Origin of the sequence: Burkholderia sp. PR2 (assembly GCF_052372875.1) — a bacterium.
Classification (GTDB): Bacteria; Pseudomonadota; Gammaproteobacteria; order Burkholderiales; family Burkholderiaceae; genus Burkholderia; species Burkholderia diffusa.
This window is the reverse complement of the sequence record NZ_JBQRWH010000004.1, coordinates 3,168,577-3,182,377: the sequence shown is the minus strand read 5'-3', so window position 1 is coordinate 3,182,377 and position 13,801 is coordinate 3,168,577. Positions and strand designations below refer to the sequence as shown.

The window sequence follows — 13,801 nt, the reverse complement described above, 5'->3', positions numbered from 1 at the left end:
TCAAAAGAGAACAGACCATGAAACGGGGTAACTGGCTGCCGGCAACGGCCGCCGCCTTGCTGCTCGCCGGCTGCGCGAGCTCCACGCCGCCGCTTTATCAGTGGACCGGCTATCAGCCGCAGGTGTACGAGTACTTCAAGGGGCAGAAGTCGCCGCAGGAGCAGATCGACGCGCTCGAAAAGGCGCTGCAGGAGATTCGCGCGAAGGGCAACATGCCGCCGCCGGGCTTCCATGCGCATCTGGGGATGCTGTACGCGAGCGTCGGCAACGAGCAGCAGGCCGAGCAGGAACTGCAGGCCGAGAAGCAGTCGTTCCCGGAATCGTCGACCTTCATGGATTTCCTGATGAAGAAGAAGACCGGCGCGTCGAAGACCGCGGATCAGAAGCCAGCCGCCCAGGCGATCGCCGGCCAGAAGGATACTGCCCCGACCACCGCCAAACCGTAACGCGCCCGCCATGTTCAAGACACTCTCATTCAAGCTGATGTCCGTGCTGTCGATCGTCGCGCTGCTGAGCGCGTGCGCGCAGCCGGTGAAACGACCCGACTACACGGCGTTCAAGAAGAGCCAGCCGCGCTCGATCCTCGTCCTGCCGCCCCTCAACGAGACGTCCGACGTGGCGGCAACCTACGGGATGCTGTCGCAGATGACGCTGCCGCTGGCCGAATCCGGCTACTACGTGGTGCCGGTTGCCGTGATGGACGAGACGTTCAAGCAGAACGGCCTGACCAACGCGGCCGAGATCCAGCAGACGTCGCCCGCGAAGCTGCGCGAGATTTTCGGTGCGGATGCCGCGCTGTATTCGAAGGTGTCGCAGTACGGCACCGTCTACCGGATCCTTGCGAGCGCAACGGTCGTGTCGGCCTCGGCGAAGCTCGTCGATCTGCGCACCGGCGACGTGCTGTGGCAGGGCCGGGCGAGCGCGAGCAGCGACGAGGGCGGCAACAACGGCGGCGGCAGCCTGATCGGCATGCTGGTGACGGCAGCGGTCAAGCAGATCGCGAACACGCTGATCGACCAGAGCCATGACGTCGCCGCGTTCACCAGCACGCGGCTGCTGTCGGCCGGTCCGCCGAACGGGCTGCTGTACGGTCCGCATTCGCCGAAGTACGGGACGGACTGATCGGTGCATGTCGTGCGCGGTGCGTGGGCACGGTATGTGCCCGACGCACCGATGTCACGCGAATCGATTGCACGGCCGCGCTGGTTGCGCGGCCGTTTTTCATTTTGCATCGGTGTGTGGCGTGAGACGCGCGGTGTGCGACGCGCTTACGGCTCGCATCGCTCCGACGCGGCCCGCTCAATGCATGCCGAACGCGTCGAGCAGCCGGTACCAGCTCATGGCGAGCACCAGCGCCGGCGTGCGCAGCGTCGCGCCGCCGGGGAAGTCGCGATGCCGGATCTTGCCGAACAGGTCGAAGCGGCTCGCCTGGCCGTCGATCGCCTCGGCGATCAGCTTGCCCGCGAGCGCGGTCGTGTTCACGCCGTGCCCCGAGAAGCCCTGCGCGAAGTACATCGTCGGCGCCACGCGCCCGAAGTGCGGCGCGCGGTTCATCGTGATGTCGACGAAGCCGCCCCATGCGTAGTCGACCTTGACGTCCGCGAGCTGCGGGAACGTCTTCAGCATGTCCGCGCGCATTGCCGCCGCGAGATCGCGCGGTTCCCGCGTCGAATAGCTGACCTTGCCGCCCCACACGAGCCGCGTGTCGGGCGCCGGCCGGAAATAGTCGAGCACGAAGCGGCTGTCGCAGATCGCCGCGCGCGCGGGCATCAGCGCGGCGGCGCGCGCTTCGCCGAGCGGCTCGGTGGCGATCACGTAGGTGCCGACCGGCATGATCTTCTTCGACAGCGCGGGCGCGAGCGTACCCACGTACGTGTTGCACGCGAGCACGACGAAGCGCGCGCGCACCTGCCCCTGGGCGGTTTCGACGACGTGGCCGCCCGACACGTCGCGCACGCGCGTCGCGCAGCTGTCCTCGTGGATCCGCACGCCGGCGTCGGTGGCCGCACGCGCGAGCCCGAGCGTGTAGTTCAGCGGATGCAGGTGGCCGCTGTCGGGGTCGTACAGGCCGCCGCGATAGCGCGCCGACTGCACGTAGTCGCCGAGCTCGTCTGCCTCCACGAAATGGAAGCGGTCGTAGCCGAAGCGCTTCGCGGCCTCGTCGCGCCAGCGCTTCAGCGCATCCGCGTCGCGCTCGGTGTTCGCGGCGGTCAGGTAGCCCGGTACGAGCGCGCAGTCGATGTCGTGCCGCGCGATGCGGGACTTCACGAGCGACAGCGTTTCGAGCCCCATGTCCCAGATCCGCTTCACGTCGCCTTCCGGCATGAAGTTGCCGAACGTGTCGATGTCGCATGCAAAGCCGCCGATCAGCTGGCCGCCGTTGCGCCCGCTCGCCGCCCATCCGACCCGCGACGCTTCGAGCACGGTCACCGAGTGGCCGCGCTCGGCGAGGTTGAGCGCGGCGGACAAACCGGTGAGGCCCGCGCCGATCACGCACACATCGGCGTCGGTCGTGCCGGCGAGCGGCGCATGGCGGGTCGTATCGTTGGCGGTCGCCGCGTAGTAAGACGCGACGTGCGGCTGGTTGGCGAATGTCTGCATGATCAGGAAAGCGAATGAAGGGGCTCAGAACAGCTCGCGCACGCGGTGGTACAGCATCCCGAGTTCGAGCGCGGGTTGCCGCCACGCGTCGCCGCCGGGAAAGCGCCGGTGGCGCAGCTGCGCGAACAGGTCGAACGCGCGCGTGTCGCCCGCGATCGCGCCGGCGATCGCGCGTCCGGCGACTCCGGTCAGCGCGACGCCGTGCCCGCTGAAGCCCTGGACGTAGAAGAAGTTCGGATCGAGCGCGCCGAAGTCCGGCGCGCGGTTGCGCGTGACGTCGACGAAGCCGCCCCACGCGTGGTCGACGCGCACGTCGGCGAGCTGCGGGAACACGCCGACCATGCGCTGCCGGATCGTTTCCGCGAGCGTGTCGGGTGACGCGCCCGCGGAGTTCGCGCGGCCGCCGAACAGCATGCGATGGTCGGCCGACAGCCGGAAGTAGTCGAGGAAGAAGTTGTTGTCGCACACGGCTTCGCGCTGCGCGATCAGCGCGTCGGCGCGCGCGCGGCCGAGCGGTTCGGTCGCGATGATGTACGACGCGATCGGCGCGATGCGCGCGGCGGTGGCGGCCGGCAGGATGCCGCCGGGGCCTGCGTTGCAGCACGACACGACGAAGCGGCAGCGCACTTCGCCCGACGGTGTGCGCACGACCGGCCGCGCGCCGCGAACGACGTCGAGCGCGGGCGTGTGCGCATGGAGCGCGACGCCTTCGCGGCGCGCGGCATCGGCGAGGCCCAGGCAATATTTGAGCGGATGCAGGTGACCCGACAGCGGATCGTAGACGCCCGCCAGATAACGGGACGATGCGATGCGCGCGCGAATCGCGCCGGTGTCGAGCCACGAGAGCGACGGATGGCCCCAGCGCGACGTCGCGGCATCCATCCATGCGCGCAGGTCGTCGATGCGGCGCGGCTTCGTCGCGACCGTGAGGTAGCCGCGCGTGAAGTCGCAGTCGATGCCGTGGCGCGCGATGCGCTCGGCGATCAGCGCGACGCCGTCGAGCGACAGCGACCACGCGGCACGCGCGCCGGCGGCGCCGAGCTGCCGCTCGATCACCTCGTCTTTCGCGAAGCCCGTGATTGCCTGGCCGCCGTTGCGGCCCGACGCGCCCCAGCCGGGCCGGTGCGCATCGATCACGGCGACCGACAGCCCGCGCGCGCGGCAGTCGAGCGCCGTCGACAGGCCCGCGAAGCCCGCGCCGATCACACACACGTCGACGTCGATCGCGTCTTCCAGCACGGGATCGTCGGCCGCGGGTCGCGCGGCGGTCGCTTCGTAGTACGAGTCGCGCGCGAGCGCGTCGGCGCGGCGGGTGAAAGACTGCGTCATCAAACCGACTCCCTCGAGGACGGCCGGCGCCGGTGCGCGACGCACCGCGATCCGGCCGGGTGAAACGATGCGGGACGCCATGCACGCGGCACGGCGTCCCGCGAGGCCAGCATCAGAACGAATAGATGAACTGCGTCGCGAGCAGGTCGTTGGACTTGCCGTACGAGCCGTCGTTGCGCAGGAACACCTTGTTGTTCGCCCAGTCGTGCCGGTATTCGACCTTCACGGTGATCTGCTGGGTCGGATAGAACAGCAGATCGAGCGCGACGTCCTGGCGCACCGCGCCCTTGCACTCGAAGCCCAGGCCGCCGCCGGCCTTCGACATCGCGAGGCAGTCCGCGTCGACGCCGAAGCCGTTGTTCGGATCCATCCCGTTGCCGTTCAGCGCGATGCCGCCACCGCCGCCGCCGTTCTTCGTGTTGGCGAGCAGGTCGTAGCGCAGCGTCACGCCCATGCGACCGACCACCGGCGCGTTGAACTTGCGGTGCGCGAGCAGCGACAGACCGTACCACTGCGCGAGCCCGCCGTTGAATGCCGCATGCTGCTGCCGGCCGTAGTCGACTTCGGCGTTGTACTGAATATCGGCGAGCGTGTAGGTCGCATCGAGTTCGCCGAAGAAGAACGAACCATAGGCGCTCGGTGCCGCGCCGCCCGGGCCGTAGTGGACGACGCCCTGGTCGTCGATCGCGCTCGCCAGCGTCTGCCGCCCGATGTTGAACGACCCGCCGATATCGAGTGCGCTCGACCACGTGTAGTCCGCGCGCGCGGTGAAGGTCGGCACCTTGTTGCTCGTGCTGATCGGGTCGCCGAGCGCATTGGTGCCCGTCTGCGTGACCGAGCCGTACGTGCGGTACTGCTCGTTGCCGAGGAAGAACTTCCACGCCCAGTTGCCCTTCGTGTAGTTCGCGCCGACGCCGACGTAGCTGCCCGGATCCGAGAAATCGTACAGCAGGTTGTGCGTGAGCGTGAGCATCTGGTTCGACTGCTGCACCTCGTAGCCGCCGAAGCTCGGGATCAAACCGGCGACGAGCGTCGTCGACGCGGTGATCGGCACGTTGACGACCGCCGTGTTCAGCAGGTTGTCGGTGATCGAGCCGCGCGAGTTCTGCAGCAGCGTGATGCCGTTGCCGCGGTTCGGCATCAGCGTGATCTCCGCCGACGGCGCCATCGGGCCGACGCCGAAGGTCTTCTTGATGTCGAGGTAGAGATCGCCGAACGTGCTGTTGAAGTAGTTGTACGCGTTCTCGTGGTTCGCGAACAGGAACGACGACGTGCCGGCCGCGCGGTTGTAGATGTAGGTCGGGTCGATGTAGCCCGTGACCGACAGGCCCGCGAGCGGCCCGGTGTTGGCCGCGTCCGTCAGCGAGTCGACCTTCAGCTGCTGGTTCGCGATCTGCTGCTTCATTTCGCTGACTTCGTCGTTGGTCAGCGTGGCCTGGGCACGGCCGTAGTCCGGCGAGGACGGATCGGCGGCCACCATCGCCGGCTTGGCCGAGGCCGTCGCGCCGGCCTGCGCGACCGGCGTGCCGCCCGGTTTCGCGGCGAGCTGCGCCTGCATGGCCTTCATCTGCTTCTGCAGCGCGGCGACCTGCGCCTGCAGTGCCTTGATTTCGGCGGAGGTCGAGTCGGCCAGCGCGATGCCCGGCAACGCGCCGGCCACCAGCAGGCAGATCAGTTTCTTCTTCATTGCGGATTCTCCTTGTCGTGGGCCTGTCAATGTGTGATCGGTTTGCGCGCCGCATCACGCGGCGCGCGGGTCTTGTTATCGATGGAACGGGAAGAGGGAAGTCAGGCCGCCGCGAACGCCGCCTTCATGTCGGCCACGCGGCGTCGCTCGCGCGCGATCATCATCTGGTTCACGACGATCACGCCGATCGTCACTGCGGTGATGAACAGCGTCGCGAGTGCATTCATTTCAGGGTTCAGGCCAAGACGCACACGCGAGAACACCACCAGCGGCAGCGTCGTCGAGCCGGGCCCGGACAGGAACGCCGACAGCACCAGATCGTCGATCGACAGCGTGAACGACAGCAGCCAGCCCGACAGCAGCGCCTGCGAGATCAGCGGCAGCGTCACCACGAAGAACACCTTCAGCGGCGTCGCGCCCAGATCGAGCGCAGCTTCCTCCAGCGACTTGTTCATCTCCTTCACGCGCGACTGCACGATGATCGCCACGTACGACACGCAGAGCATCACGTGGCCGATCCAGATCGTCACCATCCCGCGACCCTTCGGCCAGCCGAACATCTGCTCCAGCGCCACGAAAAGCAGCAGCAGCGAGATGCCCTGGATCACCTCGGGAATCACGAGCGGCGCGTTGATCATTCCCGTGTACAGCGTGAAGCCCTTGAAGCGGCCGAAGCGCGCGAGCACGAAGCCCGCCCACGTGCCGATCACGACCGACGCGGTGGCCGTCAGGAGGCCGATCTTCAGCGACAGCCACGCGGCCGTGAGCAGCTCGTCGTCCTGCCACAGCGCCGCGTACCACTTCAGCGAGAAGCCCGACCACACCGTCACCAGCTTCGACTCGTTGAACGAGTACACGACCAGGCTGATGATCGGGATGTACAGGAACAGAAAGCCGAAGGCGAGGACGCCTGTCGACAGCGGTTTGCTCGGCTTGATCATTTCGCTTCCTCCAGTTCCTTGACCTGGTAGTACTGGAACAGCGCCATCGGCACCAGCAACAGCAGCACCATCGCGACCGTCACCGCGGACGCCATCGGCCAGTCCATGTTGTTGAAGAACTCGTCCCACATCACGCGGCCGATCATCAGCGTGTCGGCGCCGCCGAGCAGCTCCGGAATCACGTACTCGCCGACCGCCGGAATGAACACCAGCAGGCTGCCGGCGATGATCCCGTTCTTCGACAGCGGCAGCGTGATGCGCGTGAACGCGACCCACGGTCTGGCGCCAAGGTCGTACGCGGCCTCGAGCAGCGTCAGATCCATCTTCACGAGGTGCGCATACAGCGGCATCACCATGAACGGCAGGTACGAATAGACCATCCCGATGTAGACGCCCGCGTCGCTGTGATAGAGGCGCAGCGGCGTGTGGATGATGCCCAGTGCGATCAGCGTGTGGTTCAGGAGGCCGTCATCCTTCAGGATGCCGATCCATGCGTACACGCGAATCAGGAACGACGTCCAGAACGGCAGCATCACGGCCATCATCAGCACGTTGCGCCGGGCCGGTTCCGAGCGCGCGATGTAGTACGCCATCGGGTAACCGATCAGCAGGCACAGCAGCGTCGACACGGCGGCCATCTTCAGCGAGCTGAGGTAGGTCGCGATGTACAGGTCGTCCTGCAGCAGGAACGCGTAGTGCGACAGCTGCAGCGCGAAGTGCACGACGCCGTCCTTGATCTCGACGAGCGACGTGTACGGCGGGATCCCCATCACCTGGTCGGCGAAGCTGATCTTGAACACCAGCACGAACGGCAGCGCGAAGAAGATCGTGAGCCACACGAACGGCACGCCGATCGCGATGCCGCGGCCCGACGGCAGGAAGCGCGACAGCGCGGCGAAGCGGCTGCGGCGTTTGGCGGCCTGAGTCGTAGCGGTCGCACCGGTCGGCACCGGCGCGGAAGGCGTGGAAGCGGAAGTTCTCATCATGTCGCCCTCATTGCGTCAGCACGACGCCGCTGGCCGGCGACCACGACACGAACACGTCGTCGTTCCACGCCGGCGCGCTGTCGTGCATCAGGTGCGAGCTCGACAGGTTCGACACCACCGTCTTGCCGCTCGGCAGGCGCACGTGGTACAGCGAGTACGCGCCCATGTACGCGATGTCGGTCACGACGCCGCGCGCCCAGTTGTGATGCGAGCCGGGCTTTTCGCGGGACACGTGCACGCGTTCCGGGCGCACCGAGATGCCGACCGGCATGCCGAGCGGGCCGGTCACGCCGTGGCTCACGTACATGCGTGCCTCGAGGTCGTCGCTCTCGACGAAGATGTGATCGGGTTCGTCCTCGACGACGCGCCCCTCGAACAGGTTCGTCGAGCCGATGAATTCGGCCGAGAAGCGGCTGTTCGGGAATTCGTACACTTCGCCGGGCGAGCCGATCTGCACGATCTTGCCTTCGCTCATCACCGCGAGGCGGCTCGCCATCGTCATCGCTTCTTCCTGGTCGTGCGTGACCATCACGCAGGTCACGTCGACCTTCTCGATGATGTTCACGAGTTCGAGCTGGGTCTTCTGGCGGATCTTCTTGTCGAGCGCGGACATCGGCTCGTCGAGCAGCAGCAGCTTCGGGCGCTTCACCAGCGAGCGGGCGAGCGCGACGCGCTGCTGCTGGCCGCCCGACAGTTGATGCGGCTTGCGCTTCGCGTACTTGCTCATCTGCACGAGTGCAAGCGCGTCGGCCACGCGTTCCTTGATTTCGTTCTTCGGCGTGCCTTCCTGCTTCAGGCCGAACGCGACGTTCGACTCGACCGACATGTGCGGAAAGAGTGCGTACGACTGGAACATCATGTTCACCGGCCGGCGGTACGGCGGCAGCGACGCGAGGTCCTCGCCGTCGACGAAGATCTTGCCGGAGGTGGCCGTTTCCAGCCCGGCGAGCATGCGCAGCAGCGTCGACTTGCCGCAGCCCGAGCTGCCGAGCAGTGCGAACAATTCGTTTTTCGCGATCGTCAGATTCACGTTGTCGACGGCCGTGCTGTCGCCGAATTTCTTCACGACGTTTTCGATGCGCACGAACGCGTCGTTCTTCGAGCGGGCCGGGGCGGCCGGTTGGGTCTGGCGTGCAGCAGCGGAAGAGGGTATCGATTGCATGGGAGTCACCATTCGTTCTTCACGGATTGCAGGCGTGAGCGTCCCCGCGCGAGACGCGCAACGCGACTCGCGGACAACGGCTCGTGCCGGATGGAACAGGGCGCGCGGCGCGCGCAGGCGGACGGCGGTCCGCGTATCTCAGGCGCGCAGGCGTGGAGCGATGCCTGCGCCGCCGTGATGCATGGCGATCAGTGGCCGGTTTTCAGTTGCGCCCACAGACGGTTCTCGAGGCGCAGGATGTCGGCCGGCATCGGCTTCATCAGCACCATCTTCTTCAGCACGTCTTCGGGCGGATAGACGGTCGGATCCTGCGCGACGGCCGGCGTCACGAACTGACGCGCGGCCTTGTTCGCGGTCGGGTAGAACACCGTGTTGGTGATCGCCGCGTTGACCTTCGCGTCCGACACGTAGTTGATCCACTTCATCGCGGCCTCGGGGTGCGGCGCATCTTTCGGGACAACCATCACGTCGAACCACAGCAGCCCGCCTTCCTTCGGATTCGCGAACTTGATGTCATACGCGCGCTTGGCCTCCGCCGAGCGGCGATGCGCGATACCGATGTCGCCTGACCAGCCGAGCGCGACGCATACGTCGTTGTTCGCGAGGTCGTTGATGTAGCCGGACGAGTTGAACTGGGTGATGTACGGGCGGACTTTCTTCAGGACTTCGAACGCAGCCTGGTAGTCGCCGGGGTTCGTGCTGTTCGGGTTCTTGCCCATGTATTGCAGCGTGGCTGCGAACACGTCGACGGCCTGGTCGAGGAACGACACGCCGCAGCCCTTCAGCTTTTCCATGTTGGCCGGGTCGAACACCAGCGCCCAGCTGTCGACCGGCGCCTTGTCGCCGAGCGCCTTCTTCACTGCCTGCACGTTGTAGCCGATGCCGTCGGTGCCATACGCCCACGGCACGCCGTACTGGTTGCCCGGATCGGCATCCGAGATCATCTTCATCAGCAGCGGATCGAGATTCGCGAGGTTCGGGATCTTTGATTTGTCGAGCTTTTGATACACGCCGGCCTGGATCTGCTTGGCCATGTAGTTCGAGGTCGGCACGACGATGTCGTAGCCCGAGCTGCCCGCGAGCAGCTTCGCCTGCAGCGTGTCGTCGCTGTCGTAGTTGTCGTACTTGACGTGAATGCCCGTCTGTTTCTGGAAGTTCGGAATCGTGTCGGGTGCGATGTAGTCGGACCAGTTGTAGACGTTCAGTTCGTCGGCGTGCGCCGACGGGCTGGCGACCGAAGTGAACGCGGCCGCGGCGGCAAGGGCCGCGACGGAACAGGCTTGGCGAAGAAAGCAGGCACGCATGGTGGAATTCCCCTGGGTTATGGCGGCGTGCGGCACCCGCCGCACGCCTGTAGGCAAAGTCGTTACGAAAGGCCCAGTTGCTGGGCGGTCGCATCGACGGCCTTCTTCGCCTTCGATACGAGCTCATCGATTTCCTGACGCGAGATCACGAGCGGCGGCGACAGCAGCATCCGGTCGCCGGTCGCACGCATGATCAGGTTGCCGCTGAAGCAGAAGTCCCGGCAGATCGTGCCGACGTCGCCGCCGTTCGCGAAGCGGTGGCGTTCGGCCGGCGACTCGGCGAGCTGCAGGCTCGCGACCATCCCGTGGCCGTGCACTTCGCCGACGATCGGATGACGCGCGAAGGTCTCGCGCATCAGCGCCTGGAAGTAAGGGCCAGTGTCGTGCTTGACGCGCTCGACGATCCCTTCGTCGCGCAGCAGCTTCAGGTTCGCGACCGCCACCGCCGCCGCGACCGGATGGCCCGAGTACGTGAGGCCGTGATTGAATTCGCCGTTGTCGATGATCGGGCGCGCGATGCGTTCATGGATGCCCACCGCGCCCATCGGCACGTAACCCGACGTCAGGCCCTTGGCCATCGTGATCAGGTCCGGCTCGAAGCCGAAGTGCTGATGCGCGAACCATTCGCCGGTGCGGCCGAAGCCGCCGATCACTTCGTCGGCGACGAGCAGGATGTCGTACTTGCGGCAGATCCGCTGGATTTCCGGCCAGTACGTCGACGGCGGGAAGATCACGCCACCCGCGCCCTGGAACGGCTCGCCGATGAACGCCGCGACGTTCTCCGCGCCGAGTTCGAGGATCTTCGCCTCGAGCTGCTGCGCGCGTGCGAGGCCGAATGCCTCGGGCGTCTCGCCGGCCTGCGCTTCGCCGAAGAAATACGGTTGATCGATGTGCACGATGTGCTCGACCTTCGACGGCATCTGCTCGTGCATGTAGCCCATCCCGCCGAGCGTGCCGCCCGCGATCGTCGAGCCGTGGTAGCCGTTCTTGCGCGAGATCACGTATTTCTTCTGCGGCTTGCCCTGCACGCGCCAGTACTGGTGCACGAGGCGCAGCACCGTGTCGTTGCCTTCCGAGCCGCTGTTGCAATAGAAGAAGTGGTTGAAGCCGGCGGGCGTCACTTCCGCGAGCATCGCGGAAAGCTCGATCACCGGCGGGTGCGTCGTCTTGAAGAACGTGTTGTAGAACGGCAGTTCCTGGAGCTGGCGATACGCGGCGTCGGCGAGTTCCTTGCGGCCGTAGCCGACGTTGACGCACCAGAGGCCGGCCATCCCGTCGATGACCTTGTTGCCGTCCGAGTCCCACAGATAGACGCCGTCGGCCTTCACGATCACGCGGCTGCCCGCGCGGTTCAGCGCACCCATGTCCGAGAACGGGTGGATGTGGTGCGCAGCGTCGAGCGCGCGGTATTCGGCGGTCGAGCGTGCCTGCGTCGTGCGCGGTGCGGCGGCCGGCGCGGCCGGCTGGATCCATGCAGATTCGTTGCGGTAAGTCATGTTTCCTCCGTGATTCCGTATTCGGTCGTGCGCACGCTCAGACGTGCAGCAGCAGATGGCGGCGTTCCCACGAGCTGATCACGCGGAAGAACGCTTCGTATTCGGTTTCCTTCAGTGCGAAATACGCCTTCAGGAACTTGTGGCCGAGAATTTCGCCGAGCGGCTCGCACGCGGCCATCAGCGTGAGCCCTTCCTCGAGGTTGCGCGGCAGCTGGTACGGCAGTTCGTAGCCGTCGCTGACGAGCGGTTCGGTCGGTTCGAGACGCTGCGTCATGCCGAGATAGCCGGCCGCGAGCGTCGCCGCGAGCGCGAGATACGGGTTGCAGTCGACGCCCGGGATCCGGTTCTCGATGCGGCGCGCGGCCGGGCCCGAGTGCGGGATGCGGAAGCCGACCGTGCGGTTGTCGTAGCCCCACTGCACGTTGATCGGCGCGGCCATGAAGCGCGACAGCCGGCGGTACGAATTGATGTACGGCGCGAAGATCGGCATCAAGGCGGGCGTGTATTTCTGCAGCCCCGCGAGGTAGTTGTAGAACATCGACGTCGCGCCGCCGGTTTCCCGCGACGTGAACAGGTTCTGGCCCGTCTCCTCGTCGACGATGCTCTGGTGCACGTGCATCGCCGAACCCGGCTCGTTTTCCATCGGCTTGGCCATGAACGTCGCGTACATGTTGTGACGCAGCGCGGCCTCGCGCACCGTGCGCTTGAACAGGAACACCTGGTCGGCGAGCGACAGCGCGTCGCCGTGCATGAAGTTGATCTCCATCTGCGCGGCGCCGACTTCGTGGATCAGCGTGTCGATGTCGAGGTTCTGTGCTTCGCAGTACTCGTAGATGTCCTCGAACAGCGGGTCGAACTCGTTGACCGCCTCGATCGAATACGACTGGCGGCCCGTCTCGGGGCGGCCCGTGCGGCCGACCGGCGGACGCAGCGGCAGGTCCGGGTCCTTGTTCATGTCGACCAGGTAGAACTCGAGCTCCGGCGCGACGACGGGCTTCCAGCCCTTCGCCTTGTACAGGTCGAGCACGCGGCGCAGCACGTAGCGCGGCGAGATCTCGACCGGCGAGCCGTCGAAGTGCACGCAGTCGTGGATCACTTGCGCGGTCGGGTCGACCGCCCACGGGATCAGGCGAATGGTCGACGTGTCGGGCACGCACACCATGTCGGGGTCGGTCACGCCGGTCAGCGAGCCGTCTTCCGGATACTCGCCGGTGACGGTCTGTACCATCACGGCCTGCGGCAGGCGCATCGATTCGCCGGACGTGAACTTGTTGCGCGGCGTGATCTTGCCGCGCGCGATGCCGGCCATGTCGGGAATGATTGCTTCGATCTCGGTGATCCGGTACTGCTTCAGAAATTCGTCGATGTCTTGCATGTTCGTTCTCGTTGGTTGTTCGACGCGCTCATGCGAGCGCGGCGGCGGCCCTGGTGCGCTCGCTGGCGTTCCGGCGGGCGCGGCATGCGTCGCCGAAGGCGCGGAAGATCGCGCTCGACAGCGGGTCATGCGCATGCCGCCATTCCGGGTGCCATTGCACGGCGAGGGCGAAGGCTGGTGCATCGACGACGCTGACGGCCTCGACCAGGCCGTCCGGCGCGACGGCTTCGACGGCGAGGCCGGCACCGAGCTGCGCGACGCCCTGTTTGTGCAGCGAGTTCACGTGCACGTCGTCGCGGCCGCCGGCGAGCGTGTGCAGCACGCCGCCGGGCGTCAGGCGCACGACGTGCGCGGGGCCGTATTGCGTGTCCATCGGCGCGTCGTCGTCCTCGCGGTGATCGGCGAGGCCGGGCACTTCGTGCACGCGCTGATGCAGCGTGCCGCCGCAGACGACGTTCAGCTCCTGGAAGCCGCGGCACACGGCCAGCACGGGCACGCCAGCGGCGATCGCCGCGCGCAGCAGCGGCAGCGTCGTCGCGTCACGCGCGGGATCGTGCTTCGTGCCGGGCTCGCTCGGCTCGCCGCCATACAGGTGCGGCTCGACGTTCGAATAGCTGCCGGTAAACAACAGGCCGTCGACCGTGGCGAGCACGTCGTCGGTCGACTGGCGATCGCCGAGCGCGGGCAGCACCATCGCGAGCGCGTGTGCGCCGTCGACGATCGCCGCGACGTACTTGTCGCCGACCGTGTGCGACGCATGTGCGCCGATTTGCGTGAAGTCGGCGGTGATGCCGACGAGGGGTTTCCTTTCCATGACGTCAATCAGTTGTCCGTAGGGCCATGGCGTGCGTTACGCGGGAAAATCGCGAAATGCAGGCGCGACACGGCCCCGCAGCCTGGCGAAATGCGCAAGGCCGCTG

12 protein-coding genes are annotated in these 13,801 nt (G+C 66.5%); 2 read left to right on the top strand and 10 right to left on the bottom strand.

Features of this window, described 5'->3' with window-relative positions; genetic code table 11:
• Positions 1–17 precede the first annotated feature (17 nt).
• Together ACT2FV_RS31910 and ACT2FV_RS31905 are read left to right on the top strand one after the other, a co-directional pair.
• Positions 18–446 carry a DUF4810 domain-containing protein gene (locus tag ACT2FV_RS31910; protein WP_174909373.1) on the top strand — a complete coding sequence of 143 codons (429 nt, stop codon included), beginning with the start codon at positions 18–20 and terminating at the stop codon, positions 444–446.
• 10 nt (positions 447–456) lie between these two features.
• On the top strand, positions 457–1,122 hold the full coding sequence (locus tag ACT2FV_RS31905; protein ID WP_124626915.1) for a DUF799 domain-containing protein: 666 nt from the start codon (positions 457–459) through the stop codon (positions 1,120–1,122).
• A 177-nt stretch (positions 1,123–1,299) separates the two neighbouring features.
• Here the strand turns inward: ACT2FV_RS31905 and ACT2FV_RS31900 are convergent, their stop codons facing one another.
• The 10 genes from ACT2FV_RS31900 to ACT2FV_RS31855 all read right to left on the bottom strand — a co-directional run bounded on the left by ACT2FV_RS31900 (position 1,300) and on the right by ACT2FV_RS31855 (position 13,695).
• Entirely contained in the window at positions 1,300–2,601 is a 1,302-nt protein-coding gene (locus ACT2FV_RS31900) for an NAD(P)/FAD-dependent oxidoreductase (RefSeq protein ID WP_226117629.1), read from the bottom strand.
• A 24-nt stretch (positions 2,602–2,625) separates the two neighbouring features.
• Entirely contained in the window at positions 2,626–3,930 is a 1,305-nt protein-coding gene (locus tag ACT2FV_RS31895) for an NAD(P)/FAD-dependent oxidoreductase (RefSeq protein ID WP_124626912.1), read from the bottom strand.
• A 112-nt stretch (positions 3,931–4,042) separates the two neighbouring features.
• A complete protein-coding gene (locus tag ACT2FV_RS31890) occupies positions 4,043–5,617 on the bottom strand; it encodes a DUF3138 family protein (RefSeq protein WP_124902985.1) in 1,575 nt (524 codons plus the stop codon).
• Between the two features lie 101 nt (positions 5,618–5,718).
• Entirely contained in the window at positions 5,719–6,558 is an 840-nt protein-coding gene (locus tag ACT2FV_RS31885) for an ABC transporter permease subunit (RefSeq protein WP_044847895.1), read from the bottom strand.
• A complete protein-coding gene (locus tag ACT2FV_RS31880) occupies positions 6,555–7,541 on the bottom strand; it encodes an ABC transporter permease subunit (RefSeq protein WP_124902993.1) in 987 nt (328 codons plus the stop codon). Before ACT2FV_RS31880 ends, ACT2FV_RS31885 begins: the two co-directional genes overlap by 4 nt.
• 10 nt (positions 7,542–7,551) lie before the next feature.
• On the bottom strand, positions 7,552–8,706 hold the full coding sequence (locus tag ACT2FV_RS31875; RefSeq protein ID WP_124902987.1) for an ABC transporter ATP-binding protein: 1,155 nt from the start codon (positions 8,704–8,706) through the stop codon (positions 7,552–7,554).
• Between the two features lie 188 nt (positions 8,707–8,894).
• The gene (locus ACT2FV_RS31870) at positions 8,895–10,010 is read right to left on the bottom strand and encodes a polyamine ABC transporter substrate-binding protein (RefSeq protein ID WP_151051074.1); all 1,116 of its coding nucleotides are present in this window, start codon (positions 10,008–10,010) and stop codon (positions 8,895–8,897) included.
• A gap of 62 nt (positions 10,011–10,072) precedes the next feature.
• A complete protein-coding gene (locus tag ACT2FV_RS31865) occupies positions 10,073–11,506 on the bottom strand; it encodes an aspartate aminotransferase family protein (RefSeq protein WP_174920175.1) in 1,434 nt (477 codons plus the stop codon).
• A 37-nt stretch (positions 11,507–11,543) separates the two neighbouring features.
• Entirely contained in the window at positions 11,544–12,881 is a 1,338-nt protein-coding gene (locus ACT2FV_RS31860; protein ID WP_059605738.1) for a glutamine synthetase family protein, read from the bottom strand.
• Positions 12,882–12,909: 28 nt separating this feature from the next.
• Positions 12,910–13,695, bottom strand: a complete 786-nt coding sequence (locus ACT2FV_RS31855; protein ID WP_444505396.1) for a gamma-glutamyl-gamma-aminobutyrate hydrolase family protein — start codon at positions 13,693–13,695, stop codon at positions 12,910–12,912.
• Positions 13,696–13,801: the final 106 nt, after the last annotated feature.

Excerpts from the sequence above, each read along its gene's own strand:
- ACT2FV_RS31910 (WP_174909373.1), top strand. The coding sequence starts at position 18 with ATGAAACGGGGTAACTGGCTGCCGGCAACGGCCGCCGCCTTGCTGCTC.
- ACT2FV_RS31900 (WP_226117629.1), bottom strand. The coding sequence starts at position 2,601 with ATGCAGACATTCGCCAACCAGCCGCACGTCGCGTCTTACTACGCGGCG.
- ACT2FV_RS31895 (WP_124626912.1), bottom strand. The coding sequence starts at position 3,930 with ATGACGCAGTCTTTCACCCGCCGCGCCGACGCGCTCGCGCGCGACTCG.
- ACT2FV_RS31905 (WP_124626915.1), top strand. The coding sequence starts at position 457 with ATGTTCAAGACACTCTCATTCAAGCTGATGTCCGTGCTGTCGATCGTC.
- ACT2FV_RS31875 (WP_124902987.1), bottom strand. The coding sequence starts at position 8,706 with ATGCAATCGATACCCTCTTCCGCTGCTGCACGCCAGACCCAACCGGCC.
- ACT2FV_RS31880 (WP_124902993.1), bottom strand. The coding sequence starts at position 7,541 with ATGAGAACTTCCGCTTCCACGCCTTCCGCGCCGGTGCCGACCGGTGCG.
- ACT2FV_RS31885 (WP_044847895.1), bottom strand. The coding sequence starts at position 6,558 with ATGATCAAGCCGAGCAAACCGCTGTCGACAGGCGTCCTCGCCTTCGGC.
- ACT2FV_RS31855 (WP_444505396.1), bottom strand. The coding sequence starts at position 13,695 with ATGGAAAGGAAACCCCTCGTCGGCATCACCGCCGACTTCACGCAAATC.
- ACT2FV_RS31870 (WP_151051074.1), bottom strand. The coding sequence starts at position 10,010 with ATGCGTGCCTGCTTTCTTCGCCAAGCCTGTTCCGTCGCGGCCCTTGCC.
- ACT2FV_RS31890 (WP_124902985.1), bottom strand. The coding sequence starts at position 5,617 with ATGAAGAAGAAACTGATCTGCCTGCTGGTGGCCGGCGCGTTGCCGGGC.
- ACT2FV_RS31860 (WP_059605738.1), bottom strand. The coding sequence starts at position 12,881 with ATGCAAGACATCGACGAATTTCTGAAGCAGTACCGGATCACCGAGATC.
- ACT2FV_RS31865 (WP_174920175.1), bottom strand. The coding sequence starts at position 11,506 with ATGACTTACCGCAACGAATCTGCATGGATCCAGCCGGCCGCGCCGGCC.